The 26,828-nt window shown below is 61.8% G+C and carries 23 protein-coding genes and 1 pseudogene; 10 read left to right on the top strand and 14 right to left on the bottom strand.

Annotation, left to right across the window (positions count from 1 at the left end; all coding sequences use genetic code 11):
- Positions 1-39: 39 nt before the first annotated feature.
- Positions 40-1,092, top strand: coding sequence for an AraC family transcriptional regulator (locus tag ACEN83_RS04245; RefSeq protein WP_495579583.1), 1,053 nt, complete (start codon positions 40-42; stop codon positions 1,090-1,092).
- A gap of 232 nt (positions 1,093-1,324) precedes the next feature.
- Here the strand turns inward: ACEN83_RS04245 and ACEN83_RS04240 are convergent, their stop codons facing one another.
- Positions 1,325-3,955 carry an RHS repeat-associated core domain-containing protein gene (locus tag ACEN83_RS04240; RefSeq protein WP_495579582.1) on the bottom strand — a complete coding sequence of 877 codons (2,631 nt, stop codon included), beginning with the start codon at positions 3,953-3,955 and terminating at the stop codon, positions 1,325-1,327.
- Between the two features lie 56 nt (positions 3,956-4,011).
- Between ACEN83_RS04240 and ACEN83_RS04235 the strand changes: the two are divergent.
- A pseudogene (locus tag ACEN83_RS04235) lies at positions 4,012-4,302 on the top strand (helix-turn-helix domain-containing protein); the annotation flags it as partial.
- Positions 4,303-4,352: 50 nt separating this feature from the next.
- On the opposite strand, the gene ACEN83_RS04230 reads toward ACEN83_RS04235, so the two are convergent.
- From ACEN83_RS04230 to ACEN83_RS04190, 9 genes are all read right to left on the bottom strand, one after another.
- Positions 4,353-7,109 (bottom strand): C2H2-type zinc finger protein, encoded by a 2,757-nt coding sequence (locus ACEN83_RS04230; protein WP_495579581.1) that lies wholly within the window; start codon positions 7,107-7,109, stop codon positions 4,353-4,355.
- A gap of 668 nt (positions 7,110-7,777) precedes the next feature.
- The gene (locus ACEN83_RS04225; protein ID WP_495579580.1) at positions 7,778-8,788 is read right to left on the bottom strand and encodes a YeiH family protein; all 1,011 of its coding nucleotides are present in this window, start codon (positions 8,786-8,788) and stop codon (positions 7,778-7,780) included.
- On the bottom strand, positions 8,785-9,111 hold the full coding sequence (locus ACEN83_RS04220) for a Rieske (2Fe-2S) protein (RefSeq protein WP_015093598.1): 327 nt from the start codon (positions 9,109-9,111) through the stop codon (positions 8,785-8,787). The genes ACEN83_RS04225 and ACEN83_RS04220 overlap by 4 nt, the downstream gene beginning before the upstream one ends.
- Positions 9,108-9,770 carry a DsbA family oxidoreductase gene (locus tag ACEN83_RS04215; protein ID WP_116581053.1) on the bottom strand — a complete coding sequence of 221 codons (663 nt, stop codon included), beginning with the start codon at positions 9,768-9,770 and terminating at the stop codon, positions 9,108-9,110. The genes ACEN83_RS04220 and ACEN83_RS04215 overlap by 4 nt, the downstream gene beginning before the upstream one ends.
- Positions 9,767-11,098 carry an MFS transporter gene (locus ACEN83_RS04210; RefSeq protein ID WP_495579579.1) on the bottom strand — a complete coding sequence of 444 codons (1,332 nt, stop codon included), beginning with the start codon at positions 11,096-11,098 and terminating at the stop codon, positions 9,767-9,769. Before ACEN83_RS04210 ends, ACEN83_RS04215 begins: the two co-directional genes overlap by 4 nt.
- Positions 11,099-11,190: 92 nt before the next feature.
- Positions 11,191-12,243, bottom strand: a complete 1,053-nt coding sequence (locus ACEN83_RS04205) for a beta-keto acid cleavage family enzyme (RefSeq protein WP_116581052.1) — start codon at positions 12,241-12,243, stop codon at positions 11,191-11,193.
- A gap of 88 nt (positions 12,244-12,331) precedes the next feature.
- Positions 12,332-13,180, bottom strand: coding sequence for a TauD/TfdA dioxygenase family protein (locus tag ACEN83_RS04200; RefSeq protein ID WP_102701059.1), 849 nt, complete (start codon positions 13,178-13,180; stop codon positions 12,332-12,334).
- Between the two features lie 13 nt (positions 13,181-13,193).
- Positions 13,194-14,174 (bottom strand): quinone oxidoreductase family protein, encoded by a 981-nt coding sequence (locus ACEN83_RS04195; protein WP_116581051.1) that lies wholly within the window; start codon positions 14,172-14,174, stop codon positions 13,194-13,196.
- Positions 14,175-14,281: 107 nt separating this feature from the next.
- Positions 14,282-14,545 (bottom strand): hypothetical protein, encoded by a 264-nt coding sequence (locus tag ACEN83_RS04190; RefSeq protein WP_495579578.1) that lies wholly within the window; start codon positions 14,543-14,545, stop codon positions 14,282-14,284.
- Positions 14,546-14,664: 119 nt separating this feature from the next.
- Here ACEN83_RS04190 and ACEN83_RS04185 point away from each other — a divergent pair, with 119 nt between their 5' ends.
- From ACEN83_RS04185 to ACEN83_RS04170, 4 genes are all read left to right on the top strand, one after another.
- Positions 14,665-16,587 carry an alkaline phosphatase D family protein gene (locus tag ACEN83_RS04185; RefSeq protein ID WP_495579577.1) on the top strand — a complete coding sequence of 641 codons (1,923 nt, stop codon included), beginning with the start codon at positions 14,665-14,667 and terminating at the stop codon, positions 16,585-16,587.
- 140 nt (positions 16,588-16,727) lie between these two features.
- Positions 16,728-17,210 carry a P-loop NTPase family protein gene (locus tag ACEN83_RS04180; protein WP_495579576.1) on the top strand — a complete coding sequence of 161 codons (483 nt, stop codon included), beginning with the start codon at positions 16,728-16,730 and terminating at the stop codon, positions 17,208-17,210.
- Positions 17,211-17,418: 208 nt separating this feature from the next.
- The gene (locus ACEN83_RS04175) at positions 17,419-17,673 is read left to right on the top strand and encodes a type II toxin-antitoxin system prevent-host-death family antitoxin (RefSeq protein ID WP_056728535.1); all 255 of its coding nucleotides are present in this window, start codon (positions 17,419-17,421) and stop codon (positions 17,671-17,673) included.
- Entirely contained in the window at positions 17,670-17,924 is a 255-nt protein-coding gene (locus ACEN83_RS04170; protein WP_015093589.1) for a Txe/YoeB family addiction module toxin, read from the top strand. The genes ACEN83_RS04175 and ACEN83_RS04170 overlap by 4 nt, the downstream gene beginning before the upstream one ends.
- An 8-nt stretch (positions 17,925-17,932) precedes the next feature.
- Here the strand turns inward: ACEN83_RS04170 and ACEN83_RS04165 are convergent, their stop codons facing one another.
- Positions 17,933-19,108, bottom strand: coding sequence for an aspartate aminotransferase family protein (locus tag ACEN83_RS04165; protein ID WP_495579575.1), 1,176 nt, complete (start codon positions 19,106-19,108; stop codon positions 17,933-17,935).
- A gap of 102 nt (positions 19,109-19,210) precedes the next feature.
- Here ACEN83_RS04165 and ACEN83_RS04160 point away from each other — a divergent pair, with 102 nt between their 5' ends.
- Both ACEN83_RS04160 and ACEN83_RS04155 read left to right on the top strand, forming a co-directional pair.
- Entirely contained in the window at positions 19,211-20,116 is a 906-nt protein-coding gene (locus ACEN83_RS04160; protein ID WP_495579574.1) for a LysR family transcriptional regulator, read from the top strand.
- Between the two features lie 61 nt (positions 20,117-20,177).
- On the top strand, positions 20,178-21,191 hold the full coding sequence (locus tag ACEN83_RS04155) for a sensor domain-containing diguanylate cyclase (RefSeq protein ID WP_495579573.1): 1,014 nt from the start codon (positions 20,178-20,180) through the stop codon (positions 21,189-21,191).
- Between the two features lie 4 nt (positions 21,192-21,195).
- Here the strand turns inward: ACEN83_RS04155 and msrA are convergent, their stop codons facing one another.
- The 3 genes from msrA to msrB are packed head-to-tail and all read right to left on the bottom strand — an operon-like array spanning position 21,196 to position 24,258.
- Entirely contained in the window at positions 21,196-21,903 is a 708-nt protein-coding gene (gene msrA, locus ACEN83_RS04150; protein ID WP_495579572.1) for a peptide-methionine (S)-S-oxide reductase MsrA, read from the bottom strand.
- A 30-nt stretch (positions 21,904-21,933) separates the two neighbouring features.
- Positions 21,934-23,706, bottom strand: coding sequence for a cytochrome c biogenesis protein DipZ (locus tag ACEN83_RS04145; protein ID WP_495579571.1), 1,773 nt, complete (start codon positions 23,704-23,706; stop codon positions 21,934-21,936).
- 33 nt (positions 23,707-23,739) lie between these two features.
- Positions 23,740-24,258 carry a peptide-methionine (R)-S-oxide reductase MsrB gene (gene msrB / locus ACEN83_RS04140; protein ID WP_495579570.1) on the bottom strand — a complete coding sequence of 173 codons (519 nt, stop codon included), beginning with the start codon at positions 24,256-24,258 and terminating at the stop codon, positions 23,740-23,742.
- 284 nt (positions 24,259-24,542) lie between these two features.
- On the opposite strand from msrB, the gene ACEN83_RS04135 reads away from it, so the two are divergent.
- Together ACEN83_RS04135 and ACEN83_RS04130 are read left to right on the top strand one after the other, a co-directional pair.
- Positions 24,543-25,262, top strand: coding sequence for a response regulator transcription factor (locus ACEN83_RS04135; protein ID WP_116581040.1), 720 nt, complete (start codon positions 24,543-24,545; stop codon positions 25,260-25,262).
- Positions 25,259-26,779 carry a sensor histidine kinase gene (locus ACEN83_RS04130; RefSeq protein WP_495579569.1) on the top strand — a complete coding sequence of 507 codons (1,521 nt, stop codon included), beginning with the start codon at positions 25,259-25,261 and terminating at the stop codon, positions 26,777-26,779. Before ACEN83_RS04135 ends, ACEN83_RS04130 begins: the two co-directional genes overlap by 4 nt.
- Positions 26,780-26,828: the final 49 nt, after the last annotated feature.

Genomic DNA, 26,828 nt, shown 5'->3' with positions numbered 1-26,828 from the left:
CGCTCACGCCAATCACCACCGGCACAGGGAAGCCCTCGCATGACCAAGCTTGTTCGCGCCGCCGTCTTGACCAACTACCTTGAGGTCACCCAGTACCTGGGTTTCAACCCGCGCGACGTGCTGGCCGCTGTCGGCCTGAGCAGGACCCAACTGCAAGCCCCTGAACACCGCATCCAGATCGATGCCGCCGTGCGCCTGCTGGAAGACTCTGCCACCGCCAGCGGTTGCCAGACCTTCGGCCTGAGCATGGCCGAGTCGCGCCAGCTCTCGGACTTCGGCGTGGTCAGCCTGCTGCTCAGCCACCAGCGCACCCTGCGCGATGCCTTGCAGGTCGTGGTGGATTACCGACACCTGATGAACGACTCGCTGGCCATCTTCATCGAAGAGGCTGGCAAGATGGTGATCATTCGCGAAGAGGTGGTCACCGAAACGCCCATGCCCAGCCGCCAGGCCACGGAGCTGGCCATCGGCGTGATGTTCCGGCTGTGCTCGGCCCTGCTGGGCTCACACTGGCATCCCTACAGCGTCAACTTCATGCACCAGGCACCGGACAACCTGCACCTGCACCGCCGGCTGTTTGGTTGCAAACTGGAGTTCGGCAGCGAGTTCAACGGCATCGTCTGCCCCGACATCAGCCTCGACATGACCAACCCCAACGCCGACCCGGCCATGGCCCGCTACGCCCAGAGCTACCTCGACTCGCTGCAGGGCCACGAAGGCACCTCGATGCTGTTCGAAGTACGCAAGGCCATCTACCTGCTGCTGCCCATGGGGCGCGCCACCATCGAACAGGTCGCCCAGAGCCAGGGCATGAACGTGCGCACCCTGCAACGCCGCCTCAAGGACGACGGCTGCGCCTTCAACGACGTGATCAACGACGTGCGTCGAGATCTGGTGCTGCGTTATCTGGACAACCCGAATTACTCGCTGAGCCGGATTGCCGACATGCTTGGGTATTCGATGGCGAGTTCGTTTACGCGGTGGTTTATCAGTCAGTTCGGGATGCCCCCGGCGACTTGGCGGGCGCAGAAGCAGGGGGCTGCGAAAGTGCAGGTGGATGCGGTGGGGCAGGTTGTTCCCAAAGAGTCCTGACTCGGTTGGATTACCGATATCCTGACATTTTTTACTTCGCGTCTAAGTCGTTCACGCTTGAATCGACACTTCGTCCTGTAGATCAAACATTAGCCAACCAATGGCCGGTCGTGTTTGAGGTTTGCTTTTGGAAAGGCCTCTACATTGGATATTTTCCACGAATATGTAGGGTGAGATACTTTCGCTGATCGAACGCTGCTCTACATTCCGGTTCACCTCAGGTAAAAGGGTTCTAACCAGTATGTGTATTACGATGATGTCGTTTGAGATTCGATGATTTTGCGAACGCTGAACCACAATCCGGGAAATTACAGACATAAGGCTTCTCACCAGTATGTGTTTGACTATGTCCGGTGAGGCTCCATAACCGCGGGAACGATTTCTTACATCCCGGGTACAGGCAGCGAAAGGGCCGCTCGCCGGTATGTTTTCGAATATGTACGGTGAGTTGCTCTTTCCGTATGTACGATTTCTCACATTCCGGGTAGTGGCAGCGAAAGGGCCGCTCGCCGGTATGCTTACTTTGATGCTTTTTAAGGTTTCCCTTGCTTGAATAAGACCTGCCGCAGGTGCGACAGACATGACGATTTGGCACTCCGGATGAAGCACCCGACGAGCCAGGGATGGCAGACGCCGGAGCGACCGTTGGCGGTGGAGTCAGCGGGTTGACTTCAATTTCGTCCACGCTGCGAGGCTCTTGATCCCCCGCCAAGGCGAGAAATGCCTCAGCCACCGGGCTTCCATGTATTCGATCCAAATCCATAGGGATGGGATCCAGTGCTCTTACGATCCGGTTAACTTCAGCTGAATCCATCGGTCTCGCGAGTATTTCATCCACATCCATTTGCAAGATGCTCAATGGAGGTCTCACGAGTATTTCATCCACAGCCATTTGCAAGATGTCCAAAGGAGAGGGGTCAGTCGGATTCATCATCCGTCCATCCCTATCCACCCTCCCCACCGGCGAATTACCCACAAACCCATACAAATTCAACCCATCCACCGCCCCCGCCGGGTCCGGATTGATCCACCGACTCAACCACGGCGCAAAATACCGATACCCGTAGTAATACAACCCGGTTGCATCCCGCTCCTTGCCCGAATAACACAGGGTTTTCCAGGCGCCGCTCTGGTCGCTGTGGTCCTCCCACGCCGTGCCGCCGAACGGGTAATAGGCTTCCCGGCTTTGCACATTGGCGTGGGCGTCGAGTTCCAGCGTGCCGGAGCCCAGATGGTCGGTCAGGTGGTAGCGCAGCGCGAACGTCGGCGCCTGCGGCCCTTGCAGCCATTTCACCCGATTGCGACCGGCCTCCAGGTCAAGCACCTGGTGCGTCGGGGTACCGTTGTGAAGGTGGATTTCCAGTCCCGGCAGGTAGCGCACTTCGCTGGTCACGGTTCGAGCATCGGTCAGGGCTGTGCGGACTTTGCGCAGGCGCTTGCCCCCGCCGCCGTAGAGGTAGCGTTCGGTGTCGTCGGCTTCATTCTCCCGTTGTACCGGCGACACGCTGGTCAGTTGGTTGCGCAAATCCCAGGTCATGGCTTGGCCACGCTGCAGGAAGCACAGGTTGCCATTGCGGTCGAAGTGGTTGTCGAAATCCCGCGGCTGATCCTCTTCGAGCAGGCTGCGATTGCTGTTCGCGGCGACGGTCCAGCGCCGGGTAAATGGTTGCGCGCCGAGGTGCCGCAGTTCGGTCATGTTGCCGGCCGGGTCGTAGTCGTATTCTTCCCGGTAGTTGCGTACGGCGTTGGCGTCCGGCGATGTTCGATAGTGGCCGAGGGGATAAAGCGAAGATCGTTCGGCCTCCCAACCCGTGGCACTGATCAACTGACCGAGGCTGTCATAGTCGAAGGTGCGCAGCGCCTCAATGCGCTGGTTCTTGAAGAAGCGCACCGGCAATGTGTGGTCCTTGATGCCCACGATGTTGCCAGCTGCATCGACTTCGTAACTCAGATCCTGCACGGGCGACGCGCCAGGCAACCCGGCGGTCAAACGCAGCAAACGGCCGTCGCTGGGGGCGTACTCGGCCTCGGTGACCACGCCGTTGCCGGCGGTTTCGCGTTCGACCTGATGGCTCGGGTTGTAGCGAATATCGTGGACCAGGCACTGTCCGGGTGCCGGGCTATTCGCCGGTTGCAGCCAACCCTCCTTGAGCTGCCCGGCCACGGTGTAACCGAATCGCCGACGGTGGCCGCTGGCATCGATGAGGCTCAGCAAATCCCCCGCCGGACTGTAAGACCAGTGACTCTCCAGCCCCACCCCGGATTCAAGTAATGCATCACGTGCCGACTCGTCCAGCGGCCAATCGGGTGTGTCCAGTTCCGTGAGAAAGTGGCTGATTTCACTTTGCGCCAGCCCCAGCAAATCGTACTCGGGCATATGCCGGGTGCCGGCCGGATCGTCGTGACGAATCAGTCGGCCACACGGGTTGCCAGGCCCCACCTGCGCACCGCCATATTCGAAACGCTCGACCACCCGCCCCGCCTCACCACGTGCCTGCTCCAACACCGCCGTCGGGCGTAGCGATGGGTCGTATTCAAAGTCCTGCCGCGAGCCTCGGCTGTCCCACTGGCTCAGGGTTTCACCGCCCTGCCCCAGCAATAACACCCGCCAACCGGCATCGACGTTATCCGTCGTCAGCACAGTCCCTGTCAGGCTGAAACCGTGACCCATCGCCGGAACCGGCAACCGCGCATCCCACTGCTCGACCCCACGCCCCGCCGCATCGAACACCTGCCGCGTCACCCGCGCCTGCGGCGCTTGTCCGGCCTGTGAGCGCCAGTAGCCCACGCCGCGCACAGCCAGCCCTCGCGAATCCATGACCGCGAGGGTGGGCGTGGCGTGATGCACAGAGGGATTGTTCATGGGCTCTGGATAACATTCGCGGTCGGCCAGCGTCTACTGTCAGAAATTACAGGTGAAGCCAGGGCATGAACGTGCGCACCCTGCAACGCCGCCTCAAGGACGACGGCTGCGCCTTCAACGACGTGATCAACGACGTGCGTCGAGACCTGGTGCTGCGTTACCTGGACAACCCGAATTACTCGCTGAGCCGGATTGCCGACATGCTTGGGTATTCGATGGCGAGTTCGTTTACGCGGTGGTTTATCAGCCAGTTCGGGATGCCACCGGCGACGTGGCGGGCTCAGAAGCAGGGGACTGCGAAAGTGCAGGTGGATGCGGTGGGGCAGGTTGTTCCGAAAGAAACCTGATTCGACGGGACTATCGGAATCCCGATATGGTACCTGCCGTTGAACAGCAACTAAATGGCATGCCATTGAAGATGCCGGTGAAGTTGACGTGACAGTCTAAATTTTTCGTTACATCCCAGTTTACTGCAGTGAAAGGGTCGCTCGTCGGAATGTGTTAGCAGATGTCTATTGAGATCCACTCCCTGCCTGTACGATTTCTGACATACCTCGCAAGTAAAGGGCCGCTCGCCGGTATGTATTCGCCGATGTACGGCAAGAATACTTTTCCGCGTGAACGATTTCGGACATACCTCACAGAGAAAGGGCCGCTCGCCGGTATGCATTCGCAGATGTGAGGCGAGATGCCCTGACTGCCTGAACGATTTCTGACATACCTCGCAAGTAAAGGGCCGCTCGCTGGCATGTGTTCGCAGATGCCTATTGAGATCCCCTTTCCGCTTGAACGATGCTTTACATTCCGGTTTCCCGCAGATAAAAGGCCGCTCAGGGTCGTGCGTTTTTCGATGTTTTTTAAGGCCTGCCTTAGTTGAAATAAGCTTCCCGCAAGTGGGGCATTCATGACCTTTTGGCACTCCGGATGGAGCACCCGACGAGCCGGGGATGGAAGGCGCCGGATCGAGCGGTGTCGGTGTCGGTGTCGGTGTCGGTGTCGGTGTCGGTGAAGCTAATGGAGGTGGAGTCGGTTGAACATCATCCGAGTTTTGGGAATCGCCTTCGTTATTTCCAATGATAGGGGGCTGTGCTGATGGATCGGCTTGTAGCTCCTGAAGCCCTTGTTGAATGTCGCCCCAAATAGCCCTTCGGGCATCTTCCGCCAACTCTTCTTGGCTACGGGGCACCCCACCTGCGGCTATAAAATCTTTAAGTTTCACCCTCATCCGCCCATCACTGTCAGCAAAACTCACCGGCGAGTTCCCAACAAAACAGTACAAATCCAACCCATCCACCGCCCCCGCCGGATCGGGATTGATCCAGCGACTCAACCACGGCGCAAAATACCGATAGCCGTAGTAATACAACCCGGTTGCATCCCGCTCCTTGCCCGAATAACGCAGGGTTTTCCAGGCGCCGCTCTGGTCGCTGTGGTCCTCCCACGCCGTGCCGCCGAACGGGTAATAGGCTTCCCGGCTTTGCACATTGGCGTGGGCGTCGAGTTCCAGCGTGCCGGAGCCCAGATGGTCGGTCAGGTGGTAGCGCAGCGCGAACGTCGGCGCCTGCGGCCCTTGCAGCCATGTCACCCGATTGCGACCGGCCTCTAGGTCAAGCACCTGGTGCGTCGGGGTACCGTTGTGAAGGTGGATCTCCAGTCCCGGTAGGTAGCGCACTTCGCTGGTCACGGTTCGAGCATCGGTCAGGGCCGTGCGGACTTTGCGCAGGCGCTTGCCTCCGCCGCCATAGAGGTAGCGTTCGGTGTCGTCAGCTTCATTCTCCCGTTGTACCGGCGACACGCTGGTCAGTTGGTTGCGCAAATCCCAGGTCATGACTTGGCCACGCTGCAGGAAGCACAGGTTGCCATTGCGGTCGAAGTGGTTGTCGAAATCCAGCGGCTGATCCTCTTCGAGCAGGCTGCGATTGCTGTTCGCGGCAACGGCCCAGCGCCGGGTGAAGGGTTGCGCGCCGAGGTGCCGCAGTTCGGTCATGTTGCCGGCCGGGTCGTAGTCGTACTCCTCGCGGTAGTTCACTACGGCGTTGGGGTCTGCTGAGGTTCGATACTGGCTGATGGGATAAACCGAAGATCGCTCGGCTTCCCAACCGGTTGCGCCGATCAACTGGCCGAGGCTGTCATAGTCGAAGGTGCGCAGCGCCTCTATGCGCTGGTTCTTGAAGAAGCGCACCGGCAATGCGTGGTCCTTGATGCCCACGATGTTGCCAGCTGCATCGACTTCGTAACTCAGATCCTGCACGGGCGACGCCCCCGGCAACCCGGCGGCCAGACGCAACAAGCGCCCGTCGCTGGGGGCGTACTCGGCTTCGGTAACCACGCCGTTGCCGGCGGTTTCCCGTTCGACCTGATGGCTCGGGTTGTAGCGAATGTCGTGGACCAGGCACTGGCCGGGGGCCGGGCTATTCGCCGGTTGCAGCCAGCCCTCCTTGAGCTGCCCAGCCACGGTGTAACCGAATCGCCGACGGTGGTCGCTGGCATCGATGAGGCTCAACAAATCCCCCGCCGGACTGTAAGACCAGCGACTCTCCAGCCCCGCCCCGGGTTCAAGTAATGCATCACGTGCCGACTCGTCCAGCGGCCAATCGGGTGTGTCCAACTCCGTGAGAAAGTGGCTGATTTCACTTTGCGCCAGCCCCAGCAAATCGTACTCGGGCATATGCCGGGTGCCGGCCGGATCGTCGTGGCGAATCAAGCGGCCGCACGGGTTGCCAGGCCCCACCTGCGCACCGCCATATTCGAAACGCTCAACCACCCGCCCCGCCTCACCACGTGCCTGCTCCAACACCGCCGTCGGGCGTAGCGAGGTGTCGTATTCAAAGTCCTGCCGCGAGCCTCGGCTGTCCCACTGGCTCAGGGTTTCACCGGCCTGCCCCAGCAGAAACACCCGCCAACCGGCATCGACGCTATCCGTCGCCAGCACAGCCCCCGCCAGGCTGAAACCATGACCCATCGCCGGAACCGGCAACCGCGCATCCCACTGCTCAACCCCACGCCCCGCCCCATCGAACACCTGCCGCGTGACCCGCGCCTCGGGCGTTTGTCCGACCGCCGCGCGCCAGTAGGCCACGCCACACACAGCCAGCCCTCGCGAATCCATGACCGCGAGGGTCGGCGTGGCGTGATGCACAGAGGAATTGTTCATCGGCTCTGGATAACATTCGCGGTCGGCCAGCGTCTACTGTCAGAAATTACAGGTGAAGCCAGGGCATGAACGTGCGCACCCTGCAACGCCGACGACGGCTGCGCCTTCAATCGCCGGCAAGCCAGCTCCCACAAGGGACCGTGCCCACGATAAAACTGTAGGAGCCAGCTTGCCGGCGATGGACTCCAGTGCGCCGCGTTCATCCAGTTCACCCGCGTTATCGTTGACGACCATCGCTGGCAAGCCAGCTCCCACAGGGGACCCTGCCCACGCTGAAACTACTGTAGGAGCCAGCTTGCTGGCGATGAACTCCAGTGCGCCGCGCTCATCCAGTTCACCCGCGTTATCGTTGACGACCATCGCTGGCAAGCCAGCTCCCACAAGGACCCTGCCCACGCTGAAACTACTGTAGGAGCCAGCCTGCTGGCGATGGACTCCAGCGCGCCGCGTTCATCCAGTTCACCCGCGTTATCGTTGACGACCACCGCTGGCAGGCCAGCTCCCACAAGGGACCGCGTCCTAGTCCAAACCGGTGAAAACAAAAAAAACGGCGACTGCTGGTACAGTCGCCGCGAAAGACCGGTGTTTTTGACACCGGTCGAGAGCCCCACGGCATGAGGAGTCAACGCCGTGTGGCCCTGCCATAAAACCTGTGCGTGACGAGGCGTTCAGAGCCCCCAGCGCAGTAGCAACAACACCAGCACGACGAGGAACACGGTCTCACCGACCATCAGCAGGATCGGTTTGATCCCGACCGCCGCCAGCTCGCGCAAGCGGGTCTTCATGCCCAGGGCACTGATGGAAATCACCAGGCACCAGCGCGACAGTTCGTTGACCGTGCCTTGCACCGCAGGCGCTATCCATCCAGTGCTGTTGATGCAGGCCAGGATCAGAAAGCCGACGGCGAACCACGGCAACAGCGGCGGGCGCTTGCCGGTCGGGTCGGCGCCTTGCATGCGGGTGATCATGGCGGCGGTGACGATCACCGGCAGCAGCATGGCAACGCGCATCAGCTTGACCACCGTGGCCGTGTCGCCGGTCTCGGTCGACATGCTGTAGCCGGCACCGACCACCTGGGCCACGTCGTGGATCGTGGCGCCGAGGAACACGCCCGCCACCTGCGGCGACAACTGCAGCCAGTTGGCGATCATCGGGTAGACGATCATCGCCAGGGTAGACAGCGCCGAGACGCCGATCACAGTGAACAGTGTGGCGCGCTCTTTCTGCGGATGGTTCGGCAGCGCCGCTGCCAGTGCCAGGGCCGCCGAGGCGCCACAGATGGCGGTCGCGCCGCCGGTGAGCATGCCGAACAGGCGCTGGAACCCCAGGGCCTTGGCGGCGATCACAGACACGCTGATGGTCACCACCACCAGAATCACCACCAGCGCGATCGGCTTCCAGCCCAGCGCGGCCATTTGCTCCAGGGTGATGCGCATGCCCAGCAGCGCCACGCCAATGCGCAGCACCGTGCGGGCGGTGAACTCGATACCGGCCTTGCACGGTCCGTCATCGGCGAGAAAATTCAGGGCCATGCCCAACAGCAGGGCGAACAGCATGACCGGCGCACCGTAGTGCTCGGACAGGAACGACGCGGCGGCCGCCACGATCAGGCTGACGATAAACCCCGGTGCCAGTTCGCGCGTGCGACTGTGGATGCGGGTGAGAGCAATGGCGATCATGGCGCGGCCTCCTCGGAAACGATGACGATAAACGCCTGGCCGTCGATGATCTCGACCGGGTAGTTGGTGACTTTGACTTGCCTGGAGTTGAGCAAATAACCGCTGTGCAAATCGAAGCGCAGGCCATGGGCGCAGCATTGAATCACCCGGCCCTCAAGGCGCCCGCCACACAGCGAAGCGCCCTGATGCGGGCAACTGTCGTCGATGGCAAACAGCTGCCCGTCGACGTTGAACAACGCCAGGCTTTTGTCCTCGAATTCGAACAGCGCCCGGCCACCGGCCTGCGGGTGTTTGCCGGCCGGCACGGGAATGCGCCGGGTCATGCTGGCTGCCGCTCGCGATCACTTTCCTTGAGGGCCTCGTTCATGGCCCCGAGCAGCGCCTGAGCAGGTTGTGCACCGATCACCGTCATGCGGTTGTCGAACTTGAAGCTCGGCACGCCACTGGTCGCGCCGGGAGATCCTTCGAACGGCGTGGCATCGCCCTTCAGGCAATCGAGCAGCCCTTCCGGAGCGACGCCGCAGGAGCGGGCAATGCCCAGCAAGGTCTCGCGGCAACCGAGGTTTTCACGTCTCTGGAAATAAGCGGCGAACAGTCGTTCGAGCAGCATTTCACGCTGACTGGCATTGCCCAGTTCGCTGACACGCTCGAACAATCGATGGGCGTCCGCGGTATTGGGCATCGTCTCGATGCGGCTGAGGTCGATGGCCAGGCCAACCGCACTGGCCGCCTGCTGGACCTGCTTCTGGCGCATGGTCATGGCGTCGGCATTGCCCAGGCGCTTGCGGTAGAAGTCGGCAAAGGGTTCACCCTCTACCGGAATCTGAGGCAACAACTGCACGCCATGCCACACCGTGGTGATCTGCACGTCCGGGTGACGACTGCGAAACTGCACCTGCGCATGCTCCAGTTGGCGTTTGCCGATCAGGCACCAGGGGCAGATAAAATCGAAAAACACATCAATACGTAAACGACGACTCACAACTTCACCTCTAAACCCGCTTCACTGACAGGGTCAGGCACGCTCTGACCCTGAAGCCGGGCAATATCTCTGTGGTAATGACACTTGGCATAAAAGAACACCGCCGCCGCCGCGAGGCTGACCAGTGGCACCAGTTGAAACGCGGCATGCAGACCGATGAGGTCGGACACCCGGCCGGTGATGAACGGTCCCGGTGCCAGCCCCAGCATGTTGTTGGCCAGGGTCAGCGTGGCGAACGCCGTACCGTGCACCGAGTAATGGGTCAGGTTGGCAACCATCGCGCCGGCGGGGCCGGTGGTGCCGGTGGCAATCGCCATGCCCAGGCAGATCAGCAGCAGTTGCACTGGCCCTGCCGGCAAGGCAAACGCCGCCGACAACAGCAGGCAACTACCCAGGCAGAAACCGATGGCCAGGCTGACCTTGCGCTCCGGCGAATTGCGACACAGGCGATCGCTGAGCATGCCGCACAGGATCATGCCCGCACCGCTGCACAACACGATGATCGCCGCCATGCCGCCGGCCTTGTCGGTGGGCATGTCGTAGTAGCGGTTGAGGTAGCTGGGAATCCACACCATCACCGTGCCGCCGACGAACAACTGCAAGCCGCTGGCGATGTAGGTCGACACCACCGAACGGCTGGACCACAGCGTGCGCAGCGGACGCTTGACCGCGGCAGCCGTCTTGTTCGCAATCTGCGCGGCGCGTTGTGGCGCAATGCGCGCTTCCTTGACGATGAGCGGATAAAGCAAAGCCAGCACCAGGCCAAACAACGACATGCCGGCGAACGACCAGCGCCAACCGAGCTTGGCGGCAATCGCACCACCCAACGCCATGCCCAACACCGAACCGAACATCCCGCCCGCCATGAAGGCACTGGCCAGGGTGGCCCGCATGTGTTTGGGGAACACCGAAATCACCACCGCGATGCCCACGCTGCCGTAGGCGGCTTCGCCGACACCGACCATGAACCGTGCGATGAACATCTGCTGGTAGTCCTGCGCCAGCGCGCAACCCAGGGTCGCCACGCTCCACAGGAACGCCATCAGCGCCAGGCTCTTGACCCGGCCGAAGCGGTCGGCCATCAACGACAGGGGAAACGTCAGCAGGCCGACCATCAGGGCTACGATGCCGCTGAGCAGGCCCAGCTGTCCGTCGCTCAACGCCCACTCAGTCTTGAGCAGGGGGAATACCGCGTTCAGTACCTGACGCGACATGTAATCGGAAATCAACAGGCCGAACGTCAAGGCAAAGACGATCCAGGCATATTGGCGCGCAACGCCGACTCCGCTGGAGTCGTCATCGTCAGCGGCTATTGGGTGAAAGGCCATGCAGCCTCCTCAAGAGCTTTGTTTTATTTTTGTTATCAAGCGTGTAACGGTCAGGCGGACGAGAGGTCACGGCCTCTCGTCCCGACCTTCGGTCAACCGCGTTGCGGTACACCTTTTTGCCCAGCCTTGCGGTTGGGGGCCATGCCGTTGGCCAACAGGGTTTCTTCGATGGTTTCGTACTGCACGCCGATGCGGTAGATCTCGCGGGCTTCTTTGCCGGTGGCGATTTCACGGCCCAGTTCGTGGGCGATGCGCACGGTTTGCTGGATCTGTGCCACCGAGCCGAAACGATCGCCCTTGTGATCAATGATAGTGTCTTCATTGCCCACGCGCGGGTGCATGCCCATGGCCATCGACATGGTGTTGAACGGCATGACGTTCTTGAGCAGCGATTCGGAGGTCAGGGTGCAACCGTCCGGCGCGCGGTGGATGAAGTTGAAGAAGTTGAACGGGTTCGGGCCGTCGAAGCCGCCGCCGATGCCGATCCAGGTCAGGTTCAGCGGGCCCTTGTAGATGCCCCTGCGCACCAGGCGCTCGAGGGTTTCCATGGCGTGCATGCCGGTCAACTGGAAGTGCGGCTGGATGCCGTTCTCCGTCAGGCGCTTGAGGTGCTCGGCAACCCAGGCCGGGCCTGCCGGCACGGTCATTTCGCTGTAGGCGGCCTGGAACATCGGGTTGGCCAGGGAGGTGCCTTCCAGGTATTCCGGATACAGCAACTCCATGATGTTCATCTGGGTGGTGTTGATCGCCACGGTGACCTGATCCGGCTTGGGGGTCAGCTCGGCCAGCATGTGGCGAGTGTCGTCGGACAGCCACTTGGCCGCTTCACCGTCGCTTTCCGGGGCGAAGGAAATCGAACCGCCGACCTGGATGATCATGTCCGGCACGGCTTCACGCACACCGGCGATCAGCTCGTTGAATTTCGACAGGCGCTTGGAGCCCTTGCCGTCCAGTTCACGCACGTGCAAGTGCAGAACCGTGGCGCCGGCTTCATAGCATTCGACCGCTTTCTGGACTTGCTCGTCCATGGTCAGCGGGATGTCTTCCGGGAAGTCTTCCGGCATCCACTCCGGGCCGTACGGGGCCACGGTGATGACTACCTTTTCCATGTTTTCCGGGTGCAGCGAGTCGTCGAAGAATTGCATGGTCTACTCCAGTTCTTATGATTGTCCCGCCCACCCGGGGTCGTGCCGGGTAAGCGTGCTTACGAGTGCGAATGCAGGTGGCGTTCGATCAGAACGTCTTGTCGCCGATGATCCCGGCACGTTCCATCTTGCGATGGCAGGGCGGGTAATCCATGACGGCGTAATGCTGGGTACTGCGGTTGTCCCAGATGGCGATGCTGTTCGGCTTCCAGCGCCAGCGCACCTGATACTCGGGGATGTACGCCTGACTGATCAGGTAGCGCAGCAACTCGCCGGCGCCAGGGTTGGCGTCCTGGCCGAAGCGCACCCGCTCAGGGGTGTGGTAGTTGCTGAAGTGGGTGGTGAAGGCGTTGACGAACAGCACCTTCTCGCCGGTTTCCGGATGGGTGCGCACCACCGGGTGTTCGGCGTCCGGGTACATCGCCTTGAGCGCCAGGCGTTTTTCAATCGGCATCGCCGCACCGAAGCTCGCTTCGATGCTGTGGCGGGCACGCAGGTCGGCGATCTTGACCTTTACCTCTTCCGGCAAGTTCGCATAGGCCTGGACCATGTTGGTCCACATGGTGTCGCCGCCCACTGGCGGGCATTCCACGCAACGCAGCACGCAGCCCATCGGCGGTGCTTCGCGCCAGGTAGCGTCGGTATGCCAGGCGTTTTCGTAGCGGTCCATCGGCTGGTCCGGATTCTTGTAGATCCGCACCAGTCCCGGATGATCCGGATCACTGCCGGCCACCGGATGATCTTCCAGCTCGCCGAAACGTCGGGCGAAGGCCACGTGCTCGGCGCGGGTGATGTCCTGATCGCGCAGGAACACCACGCGGTGCTTGAGCAACTGGGCACGAATCTCGGCAAACAGACCGTCGTCATGCACCGCGTCGGCCAGGTTGACGCCGATCAGTTCGGCGCCAATGCTGCAGGTCAATTGTTCGACTTTCATGGCTGGCCGCTCCTTAAACGACGAAAATCGAAGAACCGGTCGTCTTGCGCGATTCAAGGTCGCGATGGGCCTGCACCGCGTCCTGCAAGGCGTAGTGCTGGTTGATCTCGATCTTGATCCGGCCGCTGCCGACGTGGTCGAACAACTCGCCAGCCAGGGCGGCTTTTTCGGCCGGGTCGCTGATGTAGTTGGCCAAGGCAGGACGGGTCAGGTACAGCGAACCTTTCATCGCCAGCATCACCGGGTCGAACGCCGGGATCGGTCCGGATGCGGTACCCACGCAGACCATCAGGCCACGGGGTTTCAACGAATCCAGCGAACCCATGAAGGTGTTCTTGCCGACACTGTCGAACACCACGTTGACGCCCACGCCGTCGGTCAGTTCGCGAACGCGAGCGGCGACGTCTTCATGGCTGTAATTGATCGTATGGTCGCAACCGTGAGCCCGGGCGATTTCCGCCTTTTGCTCGGTCGAAACCGTGCCGATCACGTTCAGGCCCAGCAACTTGGCCCACTGCGAAACGATCAGGCCGACACCGCCGGCAGCGGCGTGCAGCAGGATGGTGTCGCCGGCCTTGAAGTCGTATATGCGGCGCATCAGGTACGAAGACGTCAAACCGCGCATGGTCATGGCGGCGGCGGTTTCGAAGCTGATGGTTTCCGGCAGCTTGATCAGCGGCGCGGCCGGGATCAGGCGCTCGGTGCTGTAGGCGCCGAGGGTATTGAGAAAACCGGTGTAGGTGACGCGGTCACCGACTTCGACGTTGGTGACCCCTTCACCAACGGCCTGGACCACGCCGGAAGCCTCGACGCCCATGCCATTAGGCAGAGGAATCGGATAGGTACCGTTACGGAAATAGGTGTCGGCGTAGTTCAAGCCAACCGCCACATGACGCAGACGAACCTGGCCTGGACCGGGTTCGCCGACTTCGACGTCCTCGTAACGTAGAACTTCGGGACCACCGGTTTCATAAAAGCGTACGGCTTTGGCCATTTTTCTTATTCTCCAATCTGCAATATGGGCGTGTTGCATCGAATTGCGCTGATTGGACTGTAGGACGAGGCCTGTTTTGACGCTTCTCATCAGGCGACAATGGCTTTTCATTTCATGACAGGCGGGGCCGCTCCCTCCTTGCCGTCGTTCGGCTGGTCAGTGGTTTTTTCGCCAGCGGCCGGTGCTTGCGGCTTGCCGAATCCGGCCTTGGCGTTTTCGGCCTTGCTCTTGTGGATATCGCAGCCCTCCAACTCGCTGACCTGAGTGCAACCGGACTGCTCGAGCTGTTTGCGGTACTTGTCGTTGATGGCATGGGCCGGGGATTGGGCGACGAGCAAAATGGCCAATGCCGGCAGGATGATTTTGTACATGCGTTCCTCTCTCCTGTTGAAAAATGCCGACACATGGCGCGGCAGACTCACTCTAGCCTTCCCCGTCGTCACCTGCGCTATCATCGCCCGCCTCGATGCCCCAAGAGCCTTGACCCCGGATGTCCGAAACACTGCCACTGCCCGATGATCACCCAGCCCTGCCGCCGGTCCTGGCAGGCCCGCTGCTGCGGCGCCTCGAGCCCACGCGGCTGGTGCTGTGGCTGGTGGGTTCCCGGGCGCTGGCGTTGACCTTGCGCCTGCGGGGCGTCGGTGACATCCGCCTCGATAGCGGGCAATGCACGGTGATTGCCGTAGGGGCTCATGCCTTTGTGCACTTGATCGACGTGCCACTCGATGGCGCCCTGCCCTACGACGAGTCGATCGACTACGACCTGCTGATCGACGGCGCAGAACACGGCATCGCCGACTGGGCGCCGCACCTGCTGTACGGCGATGCCCCTTGCCCGAACTTCGTCCTGCGCGCACGGGTCGATCAATTGCTGCACGGCTCTTGCCGCAAACCTCACCACCCGGTGGCAGACGGCTTGCTCTGCGTCGACCGGTTGCTGGCGCAGGAACATGCAGCCGAGGACCGCCCGGCACTGCTGATGATGACCGGCGATCAGGTCTATGCCGACGATGTCGCGGGGCCAATGCTGCGGGCGATTCACGCCTTGATCGAGCGCCTGGGCCTGTTCGGCGAACACCTCGAAGGCGCCGTGGTCAGCGACAGCGCCAGGCTCTACGAGCATCCGGCCAGTTACTACCACCGTGCGGACCTGCTGCCGGCGCTGCAAAGCAATGAAACCCTGCGCGAGCGTTTCTTCGGTGGCGCACGCAAGCCGATCTTCACCAGTAGCAGTGCCGACAATCACCTGGTGACCTTCGCCGAAGTCATGGCCATGTACTTGTTGGTCTGGTCCCCAGTGCCCTGGACCCTGATCGCCCCCCAGGCACCGACGCTGACACCGGAACGGCTCCAGCTCTACGCCCTTGAACAGACGCGCATCGATGCCTTCACGGCCGGCCTCGGCAACGTCGCGCGGGCACTGGCGCATCTGCCGACGCTGATGATGTTCGACGACCACGACATCACCGATGACTGGAACCTGTCCGCGCAATGGGAGGAAACGGCCTACGGCCATCCGTTCTCCCGGCGCATCATCGGCAACGCACTGCTGGCATACATGCTGTGCCAGGGCTGGGGCAACAACCCGGATGCCTTCGCTGCCCTGCTGCACAAGGCCGGTGCGTTGAGCACCAGCCCACAGGAGCGCCACCTCGACAGCAGGGTTCAGGACGATCTGATCGATGATCTGCTGAAATTCCAGCACTGGCATTACGTGCTGCCGACCACCCCGGCCATGGTCGTGATCGACACCCGTACCCGGCGCTGGCGCAGCGAAATGAACCTCAAGCAGCCTTCCGGCCTGCTCGACTGGGAAGCCCTGAGCGAACTGCAACAGGAACTGCTGGACCACCCGAGCGCGATCATCGTTTCACCGGCACCGATCTTCGGCGTCAAACTGATTGAAACCGTGCAGCGGGTCTTCAGCTGGTGCGGCTATCCACTGCTGGTGGACGCGGAAAACTGGATGGCCCACCGCGGCGCGGCCCAAGTGATCCTGAACATATTCCGCCACTCGCGCACGCCGGGTAACTACGTGGTGCTGTCGGGCGATGTGCACTACTCCTTCGTCTACGAAGTGCTGATCCGCCATCGCAAGGCCGGGCCACGCATCTGGCAGATCACCAGCAGCGGCATCAAGAACGAATTCCCGGCCACCCTGCTCGAATGGTTCGACCGCCTCAACCGCTGGCTGTACTCACCACGCTCGCCGCTGAACTGGCTGACCAAACGTCGACGCATGCGCATCGTGCCGCATGTCCCGGAACACGCCGAAGCCGGAGAACGGCTGTGGAACTCGGCGGGGATCGGGCAAGTGTTCTTCAATGAAAAGGGTCAGCCGCAGGACATTTTTCAACACAACGCCAATGGCTCACCAAAGACACGAATGGTTGCGCCGGAGGGTGAGTACTAAAGGTATAACCCCTGTGGGAGCGAGCTTGCTCGCGATGGCGGCGTATCAGTCGACATCGATGTTGGCTTTGAGTCCGTCATCGCGAGCAAGCTCGCTCCCACAGTGATCCTCGTCAGGCACATAGGTAGAGGCAACTCGACATGGACCTCACCCGCACCCTGATCATCGGCAACTCCGGCTCCGGCAAGAGCTGGCTGGCGCAGCGGCTGGCCGAGCAATTGCGTGAGCCCTGGACCGATCTCGACCGGATTCACTGGCTGTCCGACGAACACAGCATCCCCCGCCCCCGCGCCGAAGCATTGGCCATGGCACGGATCGCGGCCGACGAGCAGCGCTGGGTAATCGAAGGCGTTTACGGCTGGATCATCAGCGAAATCCTCCACCGCGCCACAGCGTTGATCTGGCTGTGTGTCGATGACGAGGATTGCGTCGCCAACATTCACCAACGGGAAACGCAGGATGACGAACGGTTGGTGGCAATGCTGGAGTGGGCGGGCAGCTACCGCAAGCGTGATGATTCAAGCGGATTTTTTGCGCACCAGCGCCTTTTCGATGGGTTTTGTGGCGAAAAAATCCGATTGGCGGATCGAAGGGAAATCGCAGCGCTGATTCATCACCTGTAGGTTTGCGCAGCGGTGATTGGACACAAACCCAATGGATGGCATGTAGCTCAGAATGGGATTACATCAGGCACGGAAACGTCCTGAGGACCATTCGGCGATACTCGATACAGACGTGGATGCACTGTCTGCGTAACAACCACTCGTAGGTATCGCCTTGCTAACATGTACTCATTTCTGTACGGTCTTTGCATCAAGCGAGGACAATCACATGGAAACCATCAACTACACCAACGCTCGGGCACACCTGGCGCAAACCATGGACCGGGTGAATGAAGATCGCGCCCCGCTACTGGTAACCCGTCAGAAAGGCGAGCCGGTAGTGATGATGTCATTGGCCGAATACAACGCTCTCGAAGAGACAGCCTATCTGCTGCGCTCCCCCGCCAACGCTGAGCGCCTGATCAAATCAATCGGTAACCTGCGAGCCGGAAAAACCAAAACCCGGCAACTGATTGAAGAATGAATATCGAGTTCACCCCGGAAGCCTGGGACGATTATCTCTGGTTCCAGCAGAACGATAAGGCCGGGCTCAAACGTATCAACCTGTTGATCAAGGCTATCCAGCGCGAGCCCTTCGACGGTCTGGGAAAACCCGAACCGCTCAAGCATAACTTGAGCGGATTCTGGTCACGCCGGATTACGGCTGAACATCGTCTGGTCTACGCCGTTGAAGACGGCGAAATACGCGTCGTGATGTGCAGATACCATTACTGAGCAGAACTTCAGCCCTCCTTCACCACACCACTCACCCCCCTGACAATCATCTCCACCTCCCGCCCATCAAGCGTCAGCGGCGGTAGCAGGCGAATGGTTTTCCCCCGCGTGACGTTGATCAGCAAACCATGATCCCGCGCAGCGATCAGGCTCAGGTCACGGATCGGTTGCTTGAGTTCGATGCCGATCATCAGCCCCTGACCACGGATCGCCATGACGTTCGGGTTGTCCGCCAACTCGGTGCGCAATCTGTCGAGCAGGCGCGCACCCTGGAGCCGTGCGTTTTCCAGCAGGCCTTGTTCTTCAACGATATCCAGCACGGTGCAACCGACCCGGCAGGCCAACGGATTACCGCCGAAAGTGCTGCCGTGGCTGCCCGGCGTGAACAGTTCGGCCGCCTTGCCACGGGCCAGGCAAGCGCCGATGGGCACGCCGTTGCCCAGGCCTTTGGCCAGGGTCATGACGTCCGGAACGATGTCTTCGTGCTGAAAGGCGAACCACCGCCCGGTGCGGCCGATGCCGGTCTGGATTTCATCGAGCATCAACAGCCACGAGCGCCGGTTGCACAGCTCGCGCACGGCCTTGAGATAGCCCGGTGGCGCCAGTTGCACGCCGCCTTCGCCCTGGATCGGCTCCATCAGCACCGCCACGATCCGCGAACCGTAAATCTGTTGCACCTTGTCCAGCGCATCGAGGTCGCCGAACGGCACTTTGACGAAATCCCCCGGCAGCTGGTTGAACCCCAGACGCACCGCCGGGCCGTCGCTGGCCGACAAGGTGCCGAGGGTGCGGCCATGGAACGCGTTCTCCATGACCACCACCAGCGGCTGTTCGATACCTTTGTGCCAGCCATGCAGCCGGGCGATTTTCAGTGCGGTTTCGTTGGCTTCGGCCCCGGAGTTGTTGAAAAACGCCCGATCCATGCCCGCCAGCCGCGTCAGTTTCTGCGCCAGCCGTTGTTGCCAGTCGATGCTGTAGAGGTTCGACGTGTGCAGCAGTAACCCGGCCTGTTCAACGATGGCGGCGACGATTTTCGGGTGGGAGTGGCCGACGTTGGTCACCGCCACACCGGCGACTGCATCCAGGTATTCGCGCCCGGCCTGATCCCACAGGCGAGTGCCCAGGCCCTTGTCGAAACTCAGGGCCAAGGGTTGGTAAGTGCTCATCAGGCAGGCGGCGGTCATGACGTCAAGCTCCAGCAAGGGTCGGTGTTTTTGCAGTATGGTTAGCCACCTGAGCTGGATAAACGCTGTAAAACTTCAATCATTTAAAAGCTGGTCTTGATAATGGATCTGTTCCAGGCAATGAGCGTCTACGTGAAAGTGGTGGAGACCGGCAGCATGACCGCCGCCGCTTTTCAGTGCGATATGTCCACGACCATGGTCGGCAACCACCTCAAGGCCCTGGAGCAGCGCCTGGGTGTGCGCCTGCTCAACCGCACGACGCGGCGTCAGCGGCTGACCGAGTTCGGCGTCGCGTATTACCAGCGTTGCCTGGAAGTGCTGGGGCTGGTGGCCGATTCCGAGCGTCTGGCCGAGCAGGCCCTCGACGAACCGAGCGGGACGCTGCGCATCACCGCTCCCCTGACCTTCGGCACCGAACGCCTGGCACCGGCGCTGAGTGAATTCAGCCGGCAAAACCCGCGGGTGAAACTCGACGTGGTACTGACCAACCGGCGCCCGGATCTGCTGGAAAACGGACTGGACGTAGCCTTTCGCCTCGGCGCGCTGGAGCCCTCCAACCTGATCGCCCGCCCGCTGATCGACTACACCCTGACCATGTGTGCGTCACCGGACTATCTGGCCCGTCGCGGCACCCCGCAAACGCCTGAAGATCTGCGACACCACGACTGCCTGTCCTTTGCCTATCCGGCCGGGGACGACTGGCAATCGGTGCAAAAGGAATGGCGCCTGGCCGGTCCCGAGGGCGAAGTCAGCGTGGGGGTCGGCGGGCCGATGCTGATCAACAGTTCGGCCGGTTTGCATCAGGCGGCGCGGACCGGCATGGGCATCGTGATGATGCCCGACGCCCTGGTCGAGCAGGACCTCAAGGACGGAAAGCTGTTGGCCCTGATGCCCGATTACTGCCCGCCCAGCCGGCCGATGCACCTGGTCTATGCCCAGGATCGCCACCGTTTGCCGAAACTGCGACGCTTCGTCGAATTCGCCGTACAGATGTGGGGCAAGCACTAGTCGGCCGAACAGGCCATGCACTAATCTGCTGACAGGCGAGTCACTGGCAAGGAGAGCTCAGATGGGCGAAGCGTCGAATATCGAACCGTTGAAGTTCAATGTCGAAGACATGAGCGACGGCATGCTGCACACCATTCTCGAGCTGGTCAGCGACGGCATTTGGGACTGGAACGCCAACACCGGCTTCGTCTACCGCACGGCGCGCTGGTACGAGATGCTCGGCTATACGCCTCACTCCCTGGACAACAACGTGCTGACTTGGGAAAACGTCATCCATCCCGATGACTACCCACGCGTCATGGCCCTGTTTGACGACTACCTGAGCCAGCGTGCCTGCGGTTATCAGGCCGAATATCGCTGCCGCATGCAGGACGGCAGCTACCTGTGGATAGAAGACCGCGGCCACATCCTGGCGCGCAATGCCGATGGTTCGGTAGCGCGGATGATTGGCGCGCACCGCAGCATTGAAGACAAGCGCCGACTGTTCGAGGCGCTCGAACGACGCAATCACTCCCTCGAAGCGTTGATCGAAGAACGCACTCAGGAGTTGTCACGGGTCAATCATCAATTGCAGCTGCAGCTCGAAGAAAACCGCAAGCTGGCGCAAACCGATACGCTGACCGCCGTTGCCAATCGCTATCGACTCGAACAGGTCCTGCCCCAGGCCTGCGACCGTGCCCAGCGCTTTCGTGAACCCCTGTCCTTGATCGCCATGGACATCGACGACTTCAAGATCATCAACGATCACTACGGCCATGCCTTGGGCGATGCCGCGCTGGTGCATGTGGTCGAGAACGTCAAACGCTTCGTGCGCGAGGGCGACCTGCTGGCCCGTTGGGGCGGCGACGAGTTCATCATGACGCTGCCCAACACCCCGTTGGCCGAAGCCCGGAGCCTCGCCGAGAAGATCCGCCACGGCCTTGCGGACTTGCTGCCCATGGGAGACTTTCAGGTGACCATGAGTTTCGGCGTGGTCCAGCGCTTTGAGGAAGAACAGCAGACTGGCCTGATGGCACGGGCCGATCAGGCGCTGTACCGCTCGAAAATGGCCGGCAAGAACGTGATCTCGGGATAACCCCTTACCTCCCCGCCTTCACCAGCACCGGTTGCTCCTGATAGCGATCCGGGTACAGCTGCTTGAGCTGCGCCACTTTCGGTAGATCGTTGATGACGATATAGGGATAGGTCGGATGTTCGGTGAGAAAGTCCTGATGTTCCTCCTCCGCCGGGTAGAAGCCGTTGTAGCTTTCCAGTCGGGTCACGATCGGTTTGTTGAACGACTTGGCGGCATCGAGCTGGGCAATGTAGGCCCGGGCGACTCGTTGCTGTTCGCTGCTCCTGGTAAAGATCGCCGAACGATACTGGGTGCCGGTGTCCGGTCCCTGGCGATTGAGTTCGGTCGGGTTGTGCGCCACCGAGAAGTAGATTTGCAGCAAGGTACCGTAGCTGACCTGAGCGGGATCGAAAGTGACTTCGACCGACTCCGCATGACCGGTATTGCCGTCGCTGACGCGCTCGTATTGCGCGGTATCGGCCGCCCCGCCCGCGTAACCGGAGACGGCGTTTTTCACGCCTTTGACATGCTGGAACACCCCTTGGACACCCCAGAAGCAGCCGCCGGCGAACACCGCGGTTTCGCTGCGGGCCTGGGTGGTTTCGTCGAGGGCCGGCGGTGGAATGACCACCGCCTCTTCGGCACCACCGAAGGAGAAGGCCGAGCATTGGCTGATGATGCCGGCAGCGGCCAGCCCCAAGAATGTACGGCGCCAGGTGAACAGGGTTTTCATGAAATGGACTCCTGAAAAAAACAAGGGCAATCAGCCGAAGGTAAAGGCGTAGGCCGATGCGCCCGGATCAAGAAACTCGATGCTGAAGGTCCGGTCTTGCACACCACCGCTCTGGCGCACCAGTTGATACAAACGCTGCTCGGTCACGGTGCCGCTGCCATCGGGCGCCACATCCATACCGTGGTCGTCACCCGGTGTCTTGCCGTCGATCAGCACCTTGAAGCGCACCGGTTTGCCATCGGCACCGGGACCCAGCACCAGATGCAAGTCACGGGCGTGGAAGCGGTAGACGATGCGGCTGTCCGTTGCGCTGGCGGTGGCTCGCTCGGAGCCGACATGCCACTGACCGCTCAGGCTCCAGTCGTTGAGCGCCAGTTGTGCAGGCGGGTTGTAGGTGGCGACCTTGTCCGGCACCAGCGCGGTTTGCGGCACGAAATGCTCGGCACGCTGGTAGCCGACATAGGTTTCCGGCGACTGCACTTCGCTGCTGTCCGGCGCCATTTGCACGCCATCGGCCTTGGCCTCGATCAGCCCGTCCGACACCTTGCCACCCGCCTCACGCAGCAGTTGCTGGATGACCCGCTCCGACTCGGCGTACTCGCCTTCACCGAAGTGGTGATAACGAATACGGCCCTGGGCGTCGGCAAAGTAATGCGCCGGCCAGTACTCGTTGTTGAAGGCGCGCCAGATCTTGAACTCGTTGTCGATGGCCACCGGGTAGTGGATGCCCAGGTCCTTCATGGCTTTGGTGACGTTGTTGACGTCACGCTCGAAGGCAAACTCCGGCGCATGCACACCGATCACCACCAGGCCCTGATCGCGATACTTCTCGGCCCAGGCTTTCACATAGGGCAGCGAGCGCAGGCAGTTGATGCAGGAGTAGGTCCAGAAGTCCACCAGCACCACCTTGCCTTTCAAGGCCTGGGCATCGAGGGGTGGCGAGTTGAGCCATTGCACGGCGCCCTCCAGTGGCGGCAGGCTGCCTTCGACCGGCAAGGTGCCCGGGGACTTCTCGGCCACCTGCACCGCGCCCGCGGTAGTTGAGTTCTGCGCCATCATCGCCCCGCTGTTACGCGGTAACTTGCCGGACAGTTTCTCCACCAACGCTTGCTCGATACCACCGGTAGACGCCGTGGAAAAACGCGCCAGAATCCCCGTGTCCAGGCCCAGGGCAATCGCCGCCACACCGGCCAGCATCGCAGCGCCCAGGCCGCGACGGAGCCATTCGCCTGCGCCAATCGAGCGTTTCATCGCCGTGAAAACCTTGCCGCCCAACAGCAACGCCAGCGCAAGGGAAGTGGCAGCCCCCGCGGCATAAGCCAACAGCAAAAAGGTGGTCTGGATGCTCGCGCCTTGCAGCGCCGCACCCGTCAGCAGCAGGCCCAGGATCGGCCCGGCGCAGGGTGCCCACAGCAGGCCGGTGGCGACGCCTATCAGGAACGAAGCACCGGGACGTGGCCGCGCATCGGCGCCTGCCGCTTCCGACAAACGACTGCCCGCCGCCACCAGCGGCCGGGTCAGGCGTTCAGCCAACTGCGGCAACAACAGCGTCAGGCCGAACAACGCGACGAACACCAGCGCCAGCCAGCGCCCGTACTGATTGAGCTGCACCACCCAGCCTCCGCCCACCGCGGCCAATGTGGCAACCAGCGCGAAGGTCAGCGCCATCCCGACCAGCAGCGGCAATCCGCTTTTGACGAAGGGTTGGCCGGTGCGGGCGAAGACAAACGGCAACACCGGCAGAATGCATGGGCTGACAATCGTCAGCACACCACCGAGATAAGCGAGGACCAGCAGCCACATGGCGTTTACCTGCAAAAAGTGAGTGGAAGGGAATCACACCGTCTTCGGCACGAATTTCAGCGCCAGGCCGTTCATGCAGTAGCGCAGGCCGGTGGGTTTCGGGCCGTCATCGAAGACATGGCCCAGATGCCCGCCACAGCGCCGGCAGTGCACCTCCTCGCGGACCATGCCGAACGCACGGTCCTGCCGGGTGGCCACGGCCTTGTCCAGCGGAGCCCAGAAACTCGGCCAACCGGTGCGGCTGTCGAACTTGGTGGCCGAGGAAAACAGCGGCAGGTCGCAACCGGCACAGGCGAAAGTACCGTCGCGGTGCTCGTTGTTCAGCGGGCTGCTGTAGGCCCGTTCGGTGCCCTCCTCGCGCAGGATGTCGTACTGCTCGTCACTGAGGATCGCGTGCCATTCGCTGTCGCTGTGGGTCACTTCGAACTCCTCGGCCGCGCTGGCCTCACTGATCAAGGCCGAGCCTGTGGAAAACTTCGGCAACAGGCCGATCGCCAGGGCTGCAACGCCCAACCCGCCGCCCGCCAGAAGAAATTGCCGTCGTGAAAACATGCTCGCCTCCAAAATTCCAGGGGTGTTTCATGGAACACAGCCTAGGCTTTGGGTGATCGCCAAATCCTCACGGGAAGTTAAACAATTCGTGATAACTCGGGCCCCGAAAAACCCGCACAATGGGTATGCCCTTAACTGGCTTCACTGACTTCACTGGCTTCACTGGCTTCACTGTAGGAGCTGCCGCAGGCTGCGATCTTTTGATCTTTAAAAACAAGATCGCAGCCTGCGGCAGCTCCTACAGTGAGTGGCACTACGCACAATGCGCTGAAGGATTGACCTGGATGGAACAGACCAAACGCGTCCTCGTGGTCGAGGACGACCAGCACATCGCCGACCTGATCTGCCTGCATCTTCGCGATGAGCAGTTCGAGGTGGTGCACAGCGCCGATGGCGATGAAGGCATGCGCCTGCTGCAGCAAGGCAACTGGGACGCACTGGTCCTCGACCTGATGCTGCCCGGTGTCGACGGCCTGGAAATCTGCCGCCGCGCCCGGGCCATGGCGCGCTACACGCCCATCATCATCACCAGCGCGCGCTCCAGCGAAGTGCACCGGATTCTCGGCCTCGAACTGGGCGCCGACGACTACCTGGCCAAGCCCTTTTCCATGCTCGAACTGGTGGCCCGGGTCAAGGCGCTGCTGCGTCGGGTCGATGCCATGGCACGCAACCTGAAGATGGACGCCGGCAGCCTGCTCACCGACGGACTGGCCATCGACCCGATCACCCGCGAGGTGGCCCTCGACGGACGACGCCTGGACCTCACACCCCGGGAATTCGACTTGCTGTACTTCTTCGCCCGCCAGCCCGGCAAGGTATTTTCGCGCATGGACCTGCTCAACGCCGTGTGGGGCTACAGCCACGAAGGCTACGAGCACACGGTCAACACCCACATCAACCGCCTGCGCGCCAAGATCGAGGCCGACCCCGCGCAGCCCGTACGCATCCTCACTGTCTGGGGCCGCGGCTACAAGTTCGCCACCGGGGAGGAGCCGCAGCCATGAGGCTGACCCTGACGCAACGCCTGTCTCTGGTGTTCGCCGTGCTGCTGCTGGTGTGCTGCGGCACGTCGGCGTGGATGCAGGTGCGCTCCAACCAGATGCATGAACAGGAAGTGGTGCAAGGCTTGTCTCGCGACCTGGCGCAGCACATCGCCAGCGACACCGTGCTGATGGACACCCAGGGTCTGATGCCCAATGCCGTGCGCGATTTGTTCAGCAAGCTGATGCAGGTCAACCCCAGTGTCGAGGTGTACCTGCTCGACACCGAGGGCAAGATTGTCGGCAGTGCCGCGCCCGAGGGCCGGATCCGTCGGGAGCGGGTCGACCTCGCGCCGATCCAGCGCCTGCTGCGGGGCGATCCGCTGCCGATTCCCGGCGACGACCCGCGCAGCGTCGATGCCCGTAAAGTGTTCAGCGCAGCACCGCTGAAGGTGGATGGCAAACCGGTGGGCTATCTCTACGTGGTCCTGCTCGGTGAGGATCACGACCGCCTGGCCGAACGCGGTGCAACCAGCGCGGCGCTCAACACAGCACTGCTGTCCATCGGCCTGGTGGCATTGCTGTGCCTGATTGCCGGTCTGACCGCGTTTGCCCTGATCACCCGGCCGTTGCGCCGCTTGACCGAAACCGTCAGCCAGTTCGACATCGATGGCGTACCGGTCACGCCGGCCCTGCCCGTCGCGATGGAAAAGGCCGCCAGCCACGATGAAATCGCCGTACTCGATGCCGCGTTCCGGCAGATGCAGGCCCGCCTGGGCGAGCAATGGCGTTCGTTGACCCGCCAGGACCAGGAGCGCCGCGAACTGGTGGCGAACATCTCCCACGACTTGCGCACGCCGCTGGCCTCGCTGCACGGCTATCTGGAAACCCTGTCGCTCAAGGACGCCACGCTGTCCCCTGCCGACCGCCGTCGCTACCTCGGTATCGCCCTGGACCAGAGCCGCAAGGTCGGTGGTCTGGCGCAGTCGCTGCTGGAACTGGTGCGGCTGGAGCACGGCTTCGTGCAACCGGTGCTGGAGCGTTTTTCCCTGACCGACCTGGCCCAGGACATCTTCCAGAAATTCGAACTCACCGCCGAAGCGCGCAAAGTTGAACTGAAGGCCACGTTCGCGCCGAACGTCTCGGCCGCCTGCGCGGATCTCGGGTTGATCGAGCGGGTGCTGACCAACCTGTTCGACAATGCCTTGCGCCATACACCGCCAGGTGGCGACATCGAACTGGGCCTGCGTCCGCAAGGGTCGTACATCGAAGTCACTGTCAGTGATACAGGCCCCGGCATCGCCCCGGAACTGCGCGAAGGTTTGTTTCTGCGCCCGTTCAACATCGGCGGCGCACGGCGTGATGGGGGGTTGGGGCTGCGGATTGTGCATCGCATCCTGCAATTGCACGGGCGCGAGATTCAGTTGATCGATGTGCCGGGGCGGGGGGCGACCTTTCGGTTTTCGTTGCCGATCGATGAAGAGACAGCGTCGGCGCTGGCGGTGCGGTCGATGAACCTGAATACACCGCGGCAGGCCTGAGAGACCGCGGCGCCTGCTTCGCGAGCAAGCCCGCTCCCACATTTGGAAT

Source organism: Pseudomonas sp. Pseusp49, assembly GCF_059491875.1.
This window is presented reverse-complemented; position numbering and strand designations above follow the sequence as displayed.

What these genes read in the sequence shown, in the direction of transcription:
- ACEN83_RS04245 (WP_495579583.1), top strand. Translation starts at nt 40, where the DNA reads ATGACCAAGCTTGTTCGCGCCGCCGTCTTGACCAACTACCTTGAGGTC.
- ACEN83_RS04240 (WP_495579582.1), bottom strand. Translation starts at nt 3,955, where the DNA reads ATGAACAATCCCTCTGTGCATCACGCCACGCCCACCCTCGCGGTCATG.
- ACEN83_RS04230 (WP_495579581.1), bottom strand. Translation starts at nt 7,109, where the DNA reads ATGAACAATTCCTCTGTGCATCACGCCACGCCGACCCTCGCGGTCATG.
- ACEN83_RS04225 (WP_495579580.1), bottom strand. Translation starts at nt 8,788, where the DNA reads ATGATCGCCATTGCTCTCACCCGCATCCACAGTCGCACGCGCGAACTG.
- ACEN83_RS04220 (WP_015093598.1), bottom strand. Translation starts at nt 9,111, where the DNA reads ATGACCCGGCGCATTCCCGTGCCGGCCGGCAAACACCCGCAGGCCGGT.
- ACEN83_RS04210 (WP_495579579.1), bottom strand. Translation starts at nt 11,098, where the DNA reads ATGGCCTTTCACCCAATAGCCGCTGACGATGACGACTCCAGCGGAGTC.
- ACEN83_RS04205 (WP_116581052.1), bottom strand. Translation starts at nt 12,243, where the DNA reads ATGCAATTCTTCGACGACTCGCTGCACCCGGAAAACATGGAAAAGGTA.
- ACEN83_RS04200 (WP_102701059.1), bottom strand. Translation starts at nt 13,180, where the DNA reads ATGAAAGTCGAACAATTGACCTGCAGCATTGGCGCCGAACTGATCGGC.
- ACEN83_RS04195 (WP_116581051.1), bottom strand. Translation starts at nt 14,174, where the DNA reads ATGGCCAAAGCCGTACGCTTTTATGAAACCGGTGGTCCCGAAGTTCTA.
- ACEN83_RS04190 (WP_495579578.1), bottom strand. Translation starts at nt 14,545, where the DNA reads ATGTACAAAATCATCCTGCCGGCATTGGCCATTTTGCTCGTCGCCCAA.
- ACEN83_RS04185 (WP_495579577.1), top strand. Translation starts at nt 14,665, where the DNA reads ATGTCCGAAACACTGCCACTGCCCGATGATCACCCAGCCCTGCCGCCG.
- ACEN83_RS04180 (WP_495579576.1), top strand. Translation starts at nt 16,728, where the DNA reads ATGGACCTCACCCGCACCCTGATCATCGGCAACTCCGGCTCCGGCAAG.
- ACEN83_RS04175 (WP_056728535.1), top strand. Translation starts at nt 17,419, where the DNA reads ATGGAAACCATCAACTACACCAACGCTCGGGCACACCTGGCGCAAACC.
- ACEN83_RS04170 (WP_015093589.1), top strand. Translation starts at nt 17,670, where the DNA reads ATGAATATCGAGTTCACCCCGGAAGCCTGGGACGATTATCTCTGGTTC.
- ACEN83_RS04165 (WP_495579575.1), bottom strand. Translation starts at nt 19,108, where the DNA reads ATGACCGCCGCCTGCCTGATGAGCACTTACCAACCCTTGGCCCTGAGT.
- ACEN83_RS04160 (WP_495579574.1), top strand. Translation starts at nt 19,211, where the DNA reads ATGGATCTGTTCCAGGCAATGAGCGTCTACGTGAAAGTGGTGGAGACC.
- ACEN83_RS04155 (WP_495579573.1), top strand. Translation starts at nt 20,178, where the DNA reads ATGGGCGAAGCGTCGAATATCGAACCGTTGAAGTTCAATGTCGAAGAC.
- msrA (WP_495579572.1), bottom strand. Translation starts at nt 21,903, where the DNA reads ATGAAAACCCTGTTCACCTGGCGCCGTACATTCTTGGGGCTGGCCGCT.
- ACEN83_RS04145 (WP_495579571.1), bottom strand. Translation starts at nt 23,706, where the DNA reads ATGTGGCTGCTGGTCCTCGCTTATCTCGGTGGTGTGCTGACGATTGTC.
- msrB (WP_495579570.1), bottom strand. Translation starts at nt 24,258, where the DNA reads ATGTTTTCACGACGGCAATTTCTTCTGGCGGGCGGCGGGTTGGGCGTT.
- ACEN83_RS04135 (WP_116581040.1), top strand. Translation starts at nt 24,543, where the DNA reads ATGGAACAGACCAAACGCGTCCTCGTGGTCGAGGACGACCAGCACATC.
- ACEN83_RS04130 (WP_495579569.1), top strand. Translation starts at nt 25,259, where the DNA reads ATGAGGCTGACCCTGACGCAACGCCTGTCTCTGGTGTTCGCCGTGCTG.